Here is a 15,081-nt window from a genome sequence, read left to right as displayed (position 1 = left end):
CCCCATGACCATCGCATTCATCGGTACGGGCAACATGAACGAGGCCGTCATGGCCGGGGCCCTCGCGGGCGGTTACGACGCCGCCGACGTCGTCGCCACCGCGCGCCGTGACGAGCGCATCAGCGCGCTCAAGGAGAAGTTCGGCGTCGAGGCGACGAACTCCAACACCGAGGCCGTCGCTGACGCCGACACCGTCGTGCTCGGCGTGAAGCCGTACCAGCTCGATGACATCCTCACCGAGATCGGCGAGCACCTCACGAAGGACGCTGTCGTCGTCTCCTTGGCCGTCGGCCGCACGCTCGAGTCGATGGAGGCCAAGCTGCCCGACGGCGTCGCCGTCGTGCGCGTCATGCCGAACACCCCTTCGATGGTCGGCAAGGGCATGCACGCCGTCACGCCGAACGAGGCGTGCAGCGACGAGCAGTTGGCCCGCACGAAGTCGCTCCTCGCGGCCTCGGGCGACGTCGTCACGGTGGCCGAGAAGGACCACGACGCCGTCACCGCCGTCTCCGGAAGCGGCCCGGCGTACCTGTTCTACATCGCCGACGCCATGGTCGAGGCAGGCGTTCTGCTCGGCCTCCAGCGTGACGTCGCTCACCGTCTTGCCGTCCAGACGATCGTCGGAGCGGGTGCGATGCTGGCTGAATCGGGCGACTCCCCGGTGCAGCTTCGCGAGAAGGTCTCGAGCCCCGGCGGCACGACGATCATGGCGCTCGCAGAGCTGGATCGACGCGCCGTACGGGCGGCCATGGTGGCCGCGATGCAAGCCTCGCACGACCGCTCGGCATCGATGAACTGACGCCGCGTCGCCTTCAGCCGATTCCCAGTTGTCGCCCGGTGAACTGTGTGCCCGCGATGTGATGCGGAAGGCGCTTCAAGAGGCCAAGCGACGTTCAAACGTGATTCGATATGGCCATGACTGCGTTGACTGTACGTACCCTCGGTGAAGACGAGTGGGAGACCTATCGCGACGTTCGCCTCAGCGCGCTGAACGAATCCCCTGAGGCGTTTGCGGCCACGGCGTCGGGTGAGAAGCAGATCGACGAGGACGAGTGGCGCTCGCGTATGCGCCGTTCGCGTCGCCTTCTCGCCGAGAACGAGGCCGGCGAGCGCGTGGGCATCGTCTCGCTGCGCACCCACAGCAACGACGAGGTCGACCAGCCCTACGGCGAGCTCTTCGGCCTGTGGGTCGCTCCCTCGCAGCGCGGCACCGGCGTGGCCGTCAACCTCCTCGAGGCGCTCCTCGAGCAGGCTCGCAAGGACAACCTCGGAGCCGTTCTGTACTGGGTCGGCACCGACAACGCCCGCGGTGTGGCCTTCGCGTCCGGTCACGGTTTCCGGCCGACCGACTACCGCCGTCCGATGAACCCGGCGTCCCCCGACACCGAGTCCACCGAAGAGATCGCCTTCGTCTACCCGATCACCACGGACCCGGAGCACGTTCCGAGCGCCGTCCTCGACTCCCGTCACTGACCGACATGGACGACACGGCCCTCGTCATCTGGGACCCCGCGCTCGTGGGGTACGACTTCGGCGAGGGCCACCCCATGAACCCTCTGCGTCTCGCCCTCACGGCGAAGCTCGCAGAGGGTCTCGGCGTTTTCGAGCACGTTCGCATCGAAGCGCCGTCGCTGCCCGACGGGTCTGACGCCTTCCTCGAGACCGTTCACTCGCGTGAGTACCTCGACGCGGTGCGTGCGGCGTCGCAGAACCCGGCGTCGGCCGATGAGAACTTCGGTATCGGTACCGAGGACGACCCGGCGTTCGCGGGCATGCACGACGTGTCCGCGCTGATCGCCGCCGGCACGCTGCAAGCCGTGCAGGCCGTCCATTCAGGCGAGGCGCGCCACGCGGTCAACTTCACCGGGGGCCTGCACCACGCCATGCCCGACAAGGCGAGCGGTTTCTGCATCTACAACGACGCTGCGGTCGGCATCCAGTGGCTGCTCGACCAGGGCGTCGAGCGGGTCGCCTACGTCGACATCGACGTTCACCACGGTGACGGCGTCGAGAAGGTCTTCTGGAACGACCCGCGGGTGCTCACGATCTCGATCCACGAGTCGGGCACCGTTCTCTTCCCGGGCACCGGCTTCGCCCGCGACATCGGCGGCCCCGACGCCGAAGGCAGCGCCGTCAACATCTCCCTGCCGCCCGGTACCGGCGACTCCGACTGGCTGCGCGCCCTGCACGCCGTCGTCCACCCCGTCGTCACGGCGTTCAAACCGCAGTTCATGGTCACGCAGCACGGCTGCGACTCGCACTACTCCGATCCCCTCGCGCACATGGTGCTCACCGTCGATGCGCAGAAGATGGCGCACCGCTCGCTGCACGAACTCGCGCACGACGTGTGTGACGGACGCTGGGTCGCCCTCGGTGGCGGCGGCTACGAACTCGTCGACGTCGTGCCGCGCTCCTGGACGCACCTCACGGCCATCGCCGCCGACCGGCCTATCTCTCTCGAAACCGAGACGCCCGTGGAGTGGCGCGCCCACGTCGAGGAGATCACCGGCCGCACCGCGCCCAGCCGCATGGGCGACGGCGTCGCCGAGAAGGACGACGTCTGGTTCCAGTCCTGGGCTTCCGGAATGCACCCCGAATCCACCGTCGACCAAGCCGTCATGGCCACCCGCGAAGCCGTGTTCCCGCTCCACGGGCTGGACGTCTGGTTCGACTAGCCGCGTAGCGGCTCCCCTGATCCGATGTTGAGCGGGGGAGCGGGCACCGGTCCCGCGAATCTGAGGCAACATCGCGGGTAGTGAGCGGTGATCCGCTGCGAAAGCCGCAGCCCTCTTCGGTGACGTAACCACGCTGGAAGCGGACGCCCCGCAGCCCTGTCGCACCGAACTCGGCGACCGAGCCTGCGAGGTCGCCGAGTCGGAAGACGGGGCAAGGGAGCATGGCGATTTCGCGCGACAAATCGCCTGACGATAGGATGGTGCAGATATTCCCGTGGCCGGGCGTCCTCGTGGCGCCGCTGGTATTCATCGGCGAATGTCGGCCCGGGCATCGCCAAGGACACAAGGTAAGGAACGGTTCACTCATGGGCTCCGTCATCAAGAAGCGCCGCAAGCGCATGGCCAAGAAGAAGCACCGCAAGCTGCTTCGCAAGACGCGTCACCAGCGTCGCAACAAGAAGTGACCTGATCACTTCGAGCACTCGGGCCCCTCACGCACTCGTGGCGTGCAGGGGCCCTTGCGTATCGTCGAGGCGATAGGAATGCCCCGCGCCTCGCCCGAACAGCGTGTGCCGTGGACGTCGGCGGCACATGGACGAGCGGTGACCAGGAGGTAGCTGTGAGAAGAATTACATTGATCGGCAAGCCCGGATGCCACCTCTGCGACGACGCCCGCGCCGTCATCGAGCGCGTGGCTCGTGAGGAGGGCGTCGAGTGGGAGGAGCTCAACATGCTCGACGATCCCGAGCTGGTCGCCCGCTATGCCGAGCAAATCCCCGTCACACTGGTCGACGGACGCCAGCACGACTACTGGCGCGTCGATGAGAACCGGCTCCGCAAGGCACTGTCCGCGCCGCCGAGGGGCGCATAGGGACGAAGGTCCCTTGTCCAGTTCGGTGCCACGTTTGGGGCGCCATTCCGCCCTAAAGGGGGTCCGGTCGACTTTGTGAACGGTTGCACTAAGTCCTAAGCTCGGGGGGTCCTGCAGAGCCTTCTGCAGACGTTTGGTATACGCGCCGACAGGCGCAGACGCCGACGAAAGGTAGCGCCGCCGTGAGCACCGAGCAGGCCGCAGCGCGCCGGGATATCCCGGACGCGACTGTGAACCGCCTACCGGTGTACCTCCGGGTGCTGCGCGAGGTGGCCACCGACGGCCACACCACCATCTCCTCCGAGACGCTCGCCGAGCAGTCCGGAGTCTCCTCCGCGAAACTGCGCAAGGACCTTTCCGCGCTCGGCTCCTACGGCGTGCGCGGCGTCGGGTACGACGTCGCCACCCTCGCCGGTCACATCACCGGAGCCCTCGGCCTCGAGCGGCAGTGGGCCGTCGCCATCGTCGGTATGGGAAACCTCGGCCGCGCGCTCGCCACGTACGGCGGCATCGGCGTCAAGGGTTTCGAGATCAAGTGGCTCATCGACGACGACCCGCGCGTCGTCGGTTCCGTCGTGGGCGGCCAGAAGGTCGTCCACTTCGACGCGCTCGTACCGCAGGTGGACGAAGGCGTCATCGGCGTCATCGCGACGCCGGCGCCGTCCGCTCAGCAGGTCGCCGACCGCCTCATCGCCGCGGGGGTACGCAGCATCCTCAACTTCGCGCCGGCGGTGCTCACCGTGCCCTCCGACGTGCAGGTGCGCGGCGTCGACATGGCAACCGAACTTCAGATCCTCGCGTTTCGTGAACAGAACGCGCGAGGGCCACAGGGGGATCGCGAGATGAAGGAGCTCATGGTTTGAGCGTCATTGTTCTGGGGCTTTCCCACCGTTCGGCCCCGCTCGCCGTGCTCGAGAAGGCCTCCCTCAACGCCGAGGGCCAGGCCGATCTGCTCGAGCGCCTCGGCAAGGGCGAGAACCTCACCGAGCCCGTCGTGCTGTCGACGTGCAACCGCGTCGAGGTCTACGCCGACGCCACGACGTTCCACGGTGCCGTCACCGAACTCGGCGACGCCCTCGCCGACGTCACCGGCATGCCGATGGCCGACCTGCGCGACTACCTCTACGTCCACTTCGACGAGCGCGCCGTCGCGCACCTGTTCAACGTCGCGGCCGGCCTCGACTCGCTCGCCGTCGGAGAGAGCCAGATCCTCGGCCAGATGCGCGACAGCCTGCGCGAAGGTCAGGAATCGGGCCGTATCGGCCCCGTCATGAGCCGCCTGGTGCAGCAGGCGCTGCGCGTCGGCAAGCGCGTGCACTCCGAGACCGGCATCGACTCCGTCAGCCGCTCGCTCGTCGAGCGGGCACTCGAACTGTCGGGCAACATGCTCGGTGACCTCACGCGGGTGCGCGCCGTCGTCGTCGGTGCCGGCGCGATGAGTTCGCTCGCCACGCACACGCTCGTGCGCCACGGCCTCGGCTCCGTCACCGTCGTCAACCGCACGTACGACGCGGCTCGTCGTCTTGCGGACGCCGCTGGGTGCGACGCGCGCCCCATCGAGGAGCTCGACGCGGCCCTCGCCTCCGCCGACCTCGTCGTGTCGTGTACGGGCGCCGTTGGTCACGTCATCGACGCGACGATGGCCGCCCGCGCCAACCCTGACGGCCGCCCTCAGGTTTACATCGACCTCGCCCTGCCGCGTGACATCGCCGACGAGGTCGCGGCCGTTCGCGGCGTGGCTGTGCTCGGATTCGAGGATCTCGGCCCGCAGGTCGAGGGCCAGCCCGGCGCAGAGGCCGAGATCAAGGCGGTCCAGGACCTCGTGACGAGCGAGGTGGCCGACTTCGTCGTCGCCCGCCGCGCCGAGCGCGTCGCCCCCACGGTGGCGGCGCTGCGCGCGAACGCCGCGGAGATCGTAAGCGCCGAGCTGAACCGCCTCGAGACCCGCGTACCCGACCTCGACGAGACCACCCGAGCCCAGGTGCAGCTCACGGTGCACCGCGTCGTGGAGAAGCTGCTCCACACGCCCACCGTGCGCATCAAGGAGCTTGCCGGCCAGGGCGGAAACGTCGGCGAAAGCGACTACGCGGCAGTTCTTTCCACGCTTTTCGACCTCGACCCGGCGCAGACGCGCGTCGTGTCCGTCCCCCCGGAGCTGCCATGAGTGCCCCCCGCCACGAGCGCCCGATCCGACTCGGAACGCGGCGTAGCCACCTCGCGGTGACCCAGTCGACCCACGTCGCGGACGCCCTGCGCGCTCACGGCCACGAGGTCGAGCTCGTCGAGGTCACGACCGAGGGCGACATCAACCTGGCCCCGCTGGCCCAGATGGGTGGCACGGGCGTCTTCGCCGCCGCACTGCGTCAGGCACTGCTCTCGGGCGAGGTCGACATGGCCGTGCACTCCCTCAAGGATCTGCCCGTCGCACCCGAGCCCGGCCTCGTCGTCGCCGGTATCCCGACGCGTGAAGACCCGCGTGACATCCTCGTCGCCCGCGACGGCCTGACGCTCGGTGAACTGCCGGCGGGTGCCGTGGTCGGAACCGGCTCTCCGCGACGTGCGGCCCAGCTGCAGGCCCTCGGCCTCGGACTGGAAATCCGTGACATCCGCGGCAACATCGACACCCGCATGGGCTTCGTGACCAAGGGTGAGATGGACGCCGTCGTCCTCGCTCGCGCCGGCCTGGCCCGCGTGGGCCGCACCGACGAGGCGAGCGAGACCATCGACCCGCTGCAGATGTTGCCGGCCCCCGGCCAGGCGCCCTCGCGCTCGAGTGCCGCGAGGACGACGAGGTCACGCGTGCCGTGCTCGCCGAGCTCGACGACGCCGACACCCGCGCAGCCGTCACGGCCGAGCGAGCCGTGCTCGAAGCCCTGGAGGCCGGCTGTGCCGCACCTGTCGGTGCCCTCGCCGAGATCGTCGAGGAGCCCGACGGCACCCTCGAGATCTCGCTGCGCGCCTTCGTCGGCGCCACGGACGGCTCCCTCGAGCTGCGCCGCAGCGAAGTCGGCCCCTACGACGATCCGCAGGGCATCGGCGAGCGTCTCGCCCGCACCCTGCTCGACGACGGCGCGGCCGCCGTCATCCCCCCACGCGAACCGCGGCAGCAGACGCCGCGCGTCGAAACCACCACCGAATCGGAGCGATCCAAGTGAGCACCGCAGCCAAGCAGGCCAAGTCGGCCACCCGAGTCGCGTTCGTCGGCGCCGGGCCCGGCGATCCCGGCCTGCTCACGATGCGCGCGGCGCAGCTTCTCGCCGAGGCGGACGTCGTCGTCCTCGACCAGCTGTGCCGTGAGCAGTTCGTCGCATCCCTCGTGAGCGACGGTGTGGAGTTCGTCGACGGCGGGTACGGCGAGGCCGGCACCGAGTTGACCAACGCCAGCCGCGCGAAGCTTCTCGTCAAGGCCGCCAAGGCTGCGACGGAGGGCCACGACGACGGGCGCGCCCTCGTCGTGCGCCTCATGGACGGCGACCCGGCCACCTTCCACGGCCTGGCCGAGGAGGCCGGCGCCTGCGCGAAGGCCGGCATCGAGTTCGAGATCGTTCCGGGCGTCTCGGCCGTCTCCGCGGTTCCCGCCTACGCGGGTGTGCCGCTCACCGACAGCAAGGCCCGCAACATCCACGTCGTCACCGCCGGCGACCCGAAGGTCGACTGGGCGCGTTCGATCGACGCCTGCACCACCGTCGTCGTCCTCGGCCAGGCCGACCTGCTGCGCGACTCGCTCGTCGAACTGCGCGCTGCCGGCCGCCGTGGCAACACGCCGGTCGCGCTGACGCAGAACGGCACGACGATCACCCAGGAGACGACGACGCTGACGCTCGACGAGGTGCCCGCGGCACTGCGTCGCGCCGAGTTCGACGGGCCCGTCATGGCCATCGTCGGCTCGACCGTGGGTCACCGCACCGCCCTGTCGTGGTGGGAGAACAAGCCGCTGTTCGGCTGGAAGGTGCTCGTGCCGCGCACCAAGGAGCAGTCGGGTTCCATGACGCGCCGCCTCACCGAGTACGGCGCGAGCAGCGCCATCGTGCCGACGATCAGCGTCGAGCCGCCGCGTACGCCGGCGCAGATGGAGAAGGCCGTCAAGGGTCTCGTCACCGGCCGCTACGAGTGGGTCGGCTTCACGTCGGTCAACGCCGTGCGCGCCGTGCGTGAGAAGTTCGCCGAGTTCGGTCTCGACGTGCGTGCCTTCGCGGGCCTCAAGATCGCTGCCGTCGGCGGCGTGACGGCGGACGCTCTGCGCGAGTGGGGCATCGAGCCCGACCTCATGCCGAGCGGCGAGCAGTCGGCCAAGGGCCTGCTCGAGGTGTGGCCCGACTACGACGAGCAACTCGACCCGATCAACCGCGTCTTCCTGCCGCGCGCCGACATCGCGACGGAGACCCTCGTCGCCGGCCTCGAGGAGATGGGCTGGGAGGTCGACGACGTCACCGCCTACCGCACGGTGCGCGCTGCGCCGCCGGCGCCCGAGGTGCGTGAGGCGATCAAGTCCGGCAAGTTCGACGCCGTCTGCTTCACGTCGAGTTCGACGGTGCGCAACCTCGTCGGCATCGCCGGCAAGCCGCACGCATCCACCGTCGTCGCGTGCATCGGCCCGGCCACCGCGAAGACGGCGGAGGAGCACGGTCTGCGTGTCGACGTCCTCGCGACCGAGGCCTCTGCGGCTGCGCTCGTCGATGCGCTCGCCGCTCACGGTCAGTGCCTCGCCGCCGCTGCGGCGGAAGCGGGGGAGAAGGTGCGTCGTCCCAGCGAGCGTCGCGGGGCGGCCCGTCGAAAGGTGAAGGCCTGATGAGCACGTACGACCTGCCGCACCGTCCGCGCCGCCTGCGCACGTCACCGGTCATGCGCAACATGGTGGCCGAGACGTCCGTGGCGCCGTCCGACCTCATCCTGCCGGTGTTCGTGCGCGAGAACGCGACCGAGAACACGCCCATCAGTTCGATGCCGGGCGTCGTGCAGCACACGCTCGACTCGCTCGTCGACGTCTCGAAGCAGGCGCGCGACGCGGGCGTTGCGGGCGTCATGCTCTTCGGTGTTCCGGAGACGAGGGACGCCCAGGGTTCGGGTTCGATCGACCCCGACGGCATCCTCAACGTCGGCTTGCGCGCCGTGCGTGACGCCGTGGGCGACGATCTGCTCGTCATGGGCGACCTGTGCCTCGACGAGTTCACCGACCACGGTCACTGCGGCGTGCTCGACGCGCAGGGTCGTGTCGACAACGACGCGACGCTCGATATCTACGCGCAGATGGCCGTCGCGCAGGCTCAGGCGGGCGCTCACGTGCTCGGCCCGAGCGGCATGATGGACGGCCAGATCGGCGTCATCCGTGCGGCGCTCGACCTTTCCGGCCACGACGACGTCGCCGTCATGGCGTACTCGGCGAAGTACGCGTCGGCGGCTTACGGTCCGTTCCGCGAGGCCGTGCAGAGCTCGCTCCAGGGCGACCGCGCGACGTACCAGCAGGACCCGCGCAACCGCACGGAGTCGCTGCGCGAGGCGATGCTCGACGAGGAGCAGGGCGCCGACATGCTCATGGTGAAGCCTGCTCTGCCGTACCTCGACGTGCTCTCCGACGTCGCCCAGGCCGCCACGGTGCCTGTCGCGGCGTACCAGGTCTCCGGCGAGATGGCGATGATCGAGGCGGCCGCCGCGAACGGCTGGATCGACCGCGAACGCATGATCCGCGAGACCCTCACCAGCATCAAGCGCGCCGGCGCGTCGATCGTCCTGACGTACTACGCGCTGGAGTTTGCCCGCGGCCTCTGACGCGCGGCGTTAGACGTAGGACGGGCTGATTTCTTCCCTTCTTGTGCGCAAGGGGTTCGATTGCGCACAAGAAGGGAAGAAACCTTCCCGAATAGTGGTGGGCGCTGTCTTTCGTGCGGGATGCTCCCCTCGTTCCTGTGGATAACTTTCGAGCCGGATCCGCTCCGCGCGTCAGGCTGAGGGCATGGTCACCTCGAACCGACGCCACGAGATTGTGCTTTCCAGGCGAGCTGCTGCCGTCGCCACGCTGGACGGATGCTTGTTCACCGCCGCCGAGGCTCGTGCCGCCGGGCTGACGATCAACGATCTGCGCAGTGACGCTGTCGTCGCGCTCCGACGCAATGTCTACGTCACCGCCACGACACCGATCACCCTCGGGCTGCGGTGTGGAGCGGCGCTGCGCGTCACCAAGTCCGACGCCCGCGTCGCCCACGTCACCGCCGCGCGGCTGTGGGGCCTTCCCGTCCCGGAGACGGACCGACTCCATCTCAGCTACGAGCGAAGGCCGAACAAGACGCTCGTCGGCACGATCGCTCATCGGCATCCAGCAGCAAGCCTGGCGAGATCGGTGTTCGTCGCCGGTGTAGGTCGTTTGCCGGTTTCCGACCCGACGGGCGCCGTCACCGAATGCGCCGACTCGCTGGGGCTGGTTGATCTCGTCGTCCTCGCAGATGCGGTGCTCAGCCGTCACGATGTCGATGCCGGGCGAGCCATTGATGTGTGGAAGCACGGTGCAGGCCCGCATTCGGCAGTGCTGCGTGAGGTCGCCCGCCGCGCGCGGGAAGGCGCTGAGTCGCCACCGGAGAGCCGGACGCGCCTCCTTCTCGTTCTCGCGGGTTTGCCCGAGCCTGTTGTGCAACACGAGGCTTTCGTGGCCGGGCGGCGACGACGATTCGATCTCGCCTACCCCGAGCTCAAGATCGCCGTGGAGTACGACGGCTCCTACCACTACGCGAGTGAGGCGCAGAAGCAGGCTGACATCGTGCGCGAGGATGAGCTTCGCTCCGCAGGATGGATCGTCATCCGGGTGGTTTCGGTCGGGATCTTCCGGGATCCGGCATCGACATTGGCTCGAGTGGCGGACGCGCTGACTCAGCGGGGTGTGAAAGTCGCACCCAACACCGCATGGCGGCAGCACTTCGTCCAGCTCGCGCCGGTGGCGTGACACGAGTGGGAGTGTTTTCTTCCCTTCTTGCGCCTAAGGAGACCCGTTGCGCACAAGAAGGGAAGAAAACGCCCCTTGTGATTGCTAGGCGCGGACGGCGACGCGCAGGTTCGGTTCCTCCCGCGCAGGCTCGGGGGAGAGGTCCCGGGCCGCTTCGAGGGCCTGGCGCAGGTCGGCGATGACGTCGTCCGGGTTCTCGAGAGCGATCGACAGGCGCAGGACGTCCTCGCCGGGCTTCGCCTCGGACGCGACCGGTCGGTGGGTCAGTGCCGCCGGGTGCTGGATGAGCGTGTCCACGCCGCCCAGAGACACCGCATTGACGACGAGGCGCACGTGCTCCGCCACGGCGGCAGCGGCGTCGAAGGCGCCCTTGACCGCGAACGCCATCATCGCGCCCGGGCCTGCCATCTGCCGTGCGGCGATGCCGTCGGGGTCGCCCGCGGGAAGCCCGGGGTAGCGCACCCACTCCACGAGGTCGTGCTCGGCAAGGAAAGCCGCCACCGGTCGCGCGTTGGCCTGCTGCTGCAGCACCCGGACCGGCAGGGTCTGCAGCCCGCGGTGCAGTTGGTAGGCGGACGTCGGCGCGAGCAGGCCACCCGTGATGGCGCGCACCTGACGCAGCCGCGTGGCCCACTCCGTGCTCATCGCGACGACACCGCCGAGCAGGTCGCCGTGCCCGCCGATGTACTTCGTCGCCGAGTGCAGACTGATCGCAGCGCCGAGCGCCAGCGGCTGCTGCAGCACCGGAGTGGCGAACGTGTTGTCGACGGCGACGGGCACGTCGCCCGCCTGGCGCGCCACGTCGGCCATGTCGATGAGGTCGATCGTCCGGTTGCCGGGCGACTCGATGAGCACAAGGCCCGTGTCTGCCTCGATCGCGTCCGCCACGGCATCGGGCGTCGTGAACGTCACGCGGGTGCCGAGCAGGCCGGTGGCAAGTAGGTGGTCCGTGCCGCCGTAGAGGGGGCGAACACCGACGATGTGAGGCTTGCCCGCCGCAACGCAGGCGAGCAGGACGGCACTGATCGCCGCCATCCCGGTCGAGAACGCGACGGCTTCCTCGGCGCCCTCCATCGTGGCGAGCCCACGCTCGAAGCGGTCGACGTTCGGGTTCCACAGACGCTGGTACACGTACGAATCACCGGGGCGCGGGCGACCACCGGTTGCCATCTGCTCGTACGAGTCACCGCCCTGCGTCACGCCGGTGACGGGGTAGGTGGTCGACTGATCGATTCCTGCGACGTGCACCCCGAGAGCCGTGAGGTCTTCCCGGCCGGCGTGCACGGCGTTCGTCATGAGCGAAGAAGTGTGGTTCACATCACATAGTGTGTGGAGTCCGCGGAATCGTGGCAATGACGCCGCCGATTCCCCGAAAAGAGGTGTGTCTGAGGTGGAAAGCACGAATTCCCGGTTGAGTTCGGCGGGTGACTCGCAGGTTCGACGACCGTTTCTCGGCCCCGCGTGGAGCCCTGACGCCGTCGGTCGTCGGCTCGTCGAGCTACTCGTCGAGGACGGCCGGATGTCGAACGCCGAACTCGCGCGGCGGGTCGGCGTGCCGGAGTCGACGTGCAGCGGCCGGTTGCGTGTGTTGCGCGAGCGGGGCGTCATCGCGGGCGTCCACGCCGACGTCGATCTCGGCTCCCTCGAGTTACCGCTGGAGGCGATGATCGCGCTGCGCTTCACGGGCCACACGCGTGACGACATCGACGGCTTCCGCGCCGCAGTCGCCGATGTGCCCGGCGTCCTAGCGGCCTTCCACGTGACGGGGGAGAACGACTTCCTTGTCCACGTCTGTACGCAGTCTCCCGACGCCCTGCGCGACATCGTGCTCGACCACCTCGCGGTGCTGCCCGGCGTCGTGCACGCCGAGACGAGCCTCATCTACGAACGCATTCGCGGTTCCCGCCCTCTCGGCTGAGGCGCGACGGCACGCGATGAAGGGCGAGCGACGAAGGGCGATTCACGAAGAGGCCGCGGTACCCGAACGGGTACCGCGGCCTCTTCGTGAAGGCCGGTGTGATCAGGCCTTGGCGAACTCGAGGTCGAGGTTGATCTTGATCTTGTCGGAGACGAGCGCGTTGCCGCCGGGGGCTGCGGCGTCGAAGCTGAGGCCGAAGTCCTTGCGGTTGATCTCGCCCTGGGCCTCGAAGCCGGCGCGGGTGCCGCCCCACGGGTCGTCGGAGATGCCGTTGAACTCGTAGTCGAACGTGACGGGCTTCGTCACGTCCTTGATCGTCAGGTCGCCCGTGATGGTGTCGTCGCCGATGTTCGTGGCATTGAACGTCATCGTCGGGTACTGCTCGACGTCGAAGAAGTCAGCGCTCTTGAGGTGACCGTCGCGGTCGGCGTTACGGGTCTGGACCGATGCCGTCTGCACGGTGAACTCGAGCGTCGAGTTCTTGCGGTCCTCGGCGGCCTCCGCGTTGACGCTGACGTCCGTGAAGCGACCCTTCACCTTGGTGACGGCGAGGTGGCGCGCGACGAAGCCGATCTCCGTGTGGTCGGCGTCGATGTTCCAGGTGCCGGGAGCGATGTCGTTGAGGGAAACCATGGTTGTGGTCCTTCCGTTGCGATGTGTGGTCGGTACTGAAATGACGATACACGCAGATAGTTGAACATTCAACTACACTGAAGAAACGTGGACGGAAACAAGATGTCCACACGAAAGCGTTGACACTGAACGAAACGTGAATCAACCCTCCGGTCGGACACCGGACGGTAGGGGCGCGCGACGGTGGCGAAGCACGAAACGGACGGTGGAGGATGACGAAAGAGACGCGCTGGCTCGATGAGGACGAGCAGACGGCATGGCGTCACTACCTGCGGGCATCGCGCGCGCTGAGCCTCGCGCTCGATCGCGAACTCCTCGACCACGGCATGTCGCTGGCCGAGTACGAGATCCTCTCGATGCTGTCCGAGGCCGAGGGACGTCGTCTGCGGATGGGGGCGCTCGCCGACCTCGTCGTCCAGTCCCGCAGCCGCATCACGCACACCGCCACGCGCCTGCAGCGACGCGGGTGGGTGACGCGGGAGTCGTGTTCCAGCGATTCGCGTGGGGTCGAACTCGTCCTCACCGACGGCGGCTACGACGCCCTCCTGCTCGCAGCCCCCGTTCACGTCGCGAGCGTGCGTCGATACTTCGTCGACACCATGGATGGCGACCAACTGAGCATCGTCGGTGACGGCATGCGCCGCGTGCACGAGGAAGTCGGTGGCGAGCGGGGCTGAGGCCCGCCAAGGGCGTTGTCAGGGGGCGGTGGGAGAATGGACAACATGAGTGGAAGCACCTCGAAGTCCGCAGAACTCCTGGCCCACGCGCGCACGGTGACGCCCGGTGGTGTGAACTCGCCGGTGCGCGCCTTCCGTGCCGTCGGTGGCACGCCGCGGTTCATCCGCGAGGCGAAGGGGCCGTGGCTCACGGACGTCGACGGCAACCGCTACGTCGACCTCATCTGCTCGTGGGGTCCGATGATTCTCGGTCACGCCCACCCCGACGTCATGACCGCCGTTCAGGACGCCGCCTCGCGCGGTTTCAGCTTCGGCACCCCGAGCGAGAACGAGGTCGCCCTCGCCACCGAGATCGTGCGCCGCGTCGAGCCCGTCGAGCAGGTGCGTCTTGTCTCGTCCGGTACCGAGGCCACGATGTCGGCCATCCGCCTCGCGCGCGGCGCCACGGGCCGGAGCAAGATCGTGAAGTTCGCAGGCTGCTACCACGGCCACGTCGACGCGCTGCTCGCCGCAGCCGGCTCCGGCGTCGCCACCTTCGCCCTTCCCGACACGGCCGGCGTGCCGAAGTCGAGCGCCGGCGAGACCATCGTCCTGCCCTACAACGACGTCTCCGCGCTCGAGGCCGCCTTCGCCGAGCACGGTGACGAGATCGCTGCCGTCATCACCGAGGCCTCGCCCGGCAACATGGGCGTCGTGCCGCCCGCCCCCGGTTTCACGAAGGCGCTGCGCGACATCACGACCGAGCACGGCGCGCTGCTCGTCTCCGACGAGGTGATGACGGGCTTCCGCTGCTCCGGTGCCGGCTGGTTCGGCCACGAGGGCCAGCAGGGTGAGAGCGCCCCCGACCTGTTCACCTTCGGCAAGGTCATGGGCGGTGGCTTCCCCGCGGCCGCCTTCGGTGGCCGCGCCGACCTCATGGGCATGCTGGCGCCCGACGGTCCCGTGTACCAGGCGGGCACGCTGGCGGGTAACCCGGTGGCCACGGCCGCCGGCCTCGCCACGCTGCAAGGCTGCACCGACGAGGTCTACGCCCACCTCGACTCCACGGCGCACGCCATCGCCGACGCCGCCTCCGCCGAACTGACGAAGGCCGGGGTGCCACACACCGTGCAGTGGGCGAGCTCGATGTTCTCGATCTTCTTCCGTGACGGAGCGGTCACGAACTACGACGACGCGAAGGACCAGGACACCGAGGCCTTCTCGCGCTTCTTCAACGCGATGCTCGACCAGGGCGTCCACCTGCCGCCGTCGGCCTACGAGTCGTGGTTCGTCTCCGCGTCGCACGACGACGAGGCCGTCGCGCATGTGATCGACGCCCTGCCCGCCGCCGCGCGAGCCGCGGCCGCTTCCACAGACTCGTCTGCGACACTCTGACC

Annotated in this window: 15 protein-coding genes and 1 pseudogene; 14 read left to right on the top strand and 2 right to left on the bottom strand. The window is 68.8% G+C overall.

The features are described from left to right. Positions 1–4: 4 nt before the first annotated feature. From proC to AA983_RS11705, 11 genes and pseudogenes are all read left to right on the top strand, one after another. Positions 5–799 carry a pyrroline-5-carboxylate reductase gene (proC, locus tag AA983_RS11750; protein WP_047312440.1) on the top strand — a complete coding sequence of 265 codons (795 nt, stop codon included), beginning with the start codon at positions 5–7 and terminating at the stop codon, positions 797–799. A gap of 116 nt (positions 800–915) precedes the next feature. Continuing rightward, entirely contained in the window at positions 916–1,473 is a 558-nt protein-coding gene (locus AA983_RS11745) for an N-acetyltransferase (protein ID WP_047312616.1), read from the top strand. Between the two features lie 5 nt (positions 1,474–1,478). After that, positions 1,479–2,675: an acetoin utilization protein AcuC gene (locus tag AA983_RS11740; protein ID WP_047312439.1), complete on the top strand. Its 1,197-nt coding sequence runs from the start codon at positions 1,479–1,481 to the stop codon at positions 2,673–2,675. A gap of 365 nt (positions 2,676–3,040) precedes the next feature. After that, positions 3,041–3,139, top strand: a complete 99-nt coding sequence (locus AA983_RS15255; RefSeq protein WP_003792170.1) for a 30S ribosomal protein bS22 — start codon at positions 3,041–3,043, stop codon at positions 3,137–3,139. Positions 3,140–3,303: 164 nt separating this feature from the next. Further along, complete coding sequence (locus tag AA983_RS11735) at positions 3,304–3,546, top strand: glutaredoxin family protein (protein ID WP_369798813.1); 243 nt, start codon at positions 3,304–3,306, stop codon at positions 3,544–3,546. A 182-nt stretch (positions 3,547–3,728) separates the two neighbouring features. Then, positions 3,729–4,409 carry a redox-sensing transcriptional repressor Rex gene (locus tag AA983_RS11730; RefSeq protein ID WP_047312437.1) on the top strand — a complete coding sequence of 227 codons (681 nt, stop codon included), beginning with the start codon at positions 3,729–3,731 and terminating at the stop codon, positions 4,407–4,409. Next, positions 4,406–5,710, top strand: a complete 1,305-nt coding sequence (locus AA983_RS11725) for a glutamyl-tRNA reductase (RefSeq protein WP_047312436.1) — start codon at positions 4,406–4,408, stop codon at positions 5,708–5,710. Before AA983_RS11730 ends, AA983_RS11725 begins: the two co-directional genes overlap by 4 nt. Beyond that, positions 5,707–6,701, top strand: a pseudogene (gene hemC / locus AA983_RS11720) (hydroxymethylbilane synthase). Before AA983_RS11725 ends, hemC begins: the two are co-directional and overlap by 4 nt. 80 nt (positions 6,702–6,781) lie before the next feature. Next, complete coding sequence (locus tag AA983_RS11715; protein ID WP_231579606.1) at positions 6,782–8,335, top strand: uroporphyrinogen-III synthase; 1,554 nt, start codon at positions 6,782–6,784, stop codon at positions 8,333–8,335. Further along, on the top strand, positions 8,335–9,312 hold the full coding sequence (gene hemB, locus AA983_RS11710) for a porphobilinogen synthase (protein WP_047312434.1): 978 nt from the start codon (positions 8,335–8,337) through the stop codon (positions 9,310–9,312). The genes AA983_RS11715 and hemB overlap by 1 nt, the downstream gene beginning before the upstream one ends. Positions 9,313–9,496: 184 nt before the next feature. Further along, a complete protein-coding gene (locus AA983_RS11705) occupies positions 9,497–10,477 on the top strand; it encodes a DUF559 domain-containing protein (protein ID WP_047312433.1) in 981 nt (326 codons plus the stop codon). Between the two features lie 84 nt (positions 10,478–10,561). Here the strand turns inward: AA983_RS11705 and AA983_RS11700 are convergent, their stop codons facing one another. After that, entirely contained in the window at positions 10,562–11,773 is a 1,212-nt protein-coding gene (locus tag AA983_RS11700; RefSeq protein WP_047312432.1) for a PLP-dependent aspartate aminotransferase family protein, read from the bottom strand. 94 nt (positions 11,774–11,867) lie between these two features. Here AA983_RS11700 and AA983_RS11695 point away from each other — a divergent pair, with 94 nt between their 5' ends. Then, the gene (locus tag AA983_RS11695; RefSeq protein ID WP_231579602.1) at positions 11,868–12,395 is read left to right on the top strand and encodes an Lrp/AsnC family transcriptional regulator; all 528 of its coding nucleotides are present in this window, start codon (positions 11,868–11,870) and stop codon (positions 12,393–12,395) included. Between the two features lie 102 nt (positions 12,396–12,497). On the opposite strand, the gene AA983_RS11690 is transcribed toward AA983_RS11695, so the two are convergent. Next, entirely contained in the window at positions 12,498–13,028 is a 531-nt protein-coding gene (locus AA983_RS11690; RefSeq protein WP_047312430.1) for a YceI family protein, read from the bottom strand. A gap of 212 nt (positions 13,029–13,240) precedes the next feature. Here AA983_RS11690 and AA983_RS11685 point away from each other — a divergent pair, with 212 nt between their 5' ends. After that, positions 13,241–13,705 (top strand): MarR family winged helix-turn-helix transcriptional regulator, encoded by a 465-nt coding sequence (locus tag AA983_RS11685; protein WP_047312429.1) that lies wholly within the window; start codon positions 13,241–13,243, stop codon positions 13,703–13,705. A 45-nt stretch (positions 13,706–13,750) separates the two neighbouring features. Next, positions 13,751–15,079 carry a glutamate-1-semialdehyde 2,1-aminomutase gene (gene hemL, locus AA983_RS11680; RefSeq protein ID WP_047312615.1) on the top strand — a complete coding sequence of 443 codons (1,329 nt, stop codon included), beginning with the start codon at positions 13,751–13,753 and terminating at the stop codon, positions 15,077–15,079. Positions 15,080–15,081 lie beyond the last annotated feature (2 nt).

Source organism: Dermacoccus sp. PE3 (assembly GCF_001021715.1).
GTDB classification, from domain to species: Bacteria; Actinomycetota; Actinomycetes; order Actinomycetales; family Dermatophilaceae; genus Dermacoccus; species Dermacoccus abyssi.
This window is presented reverse-complemented; position numbering and strand designations above follow the sequence as displayed.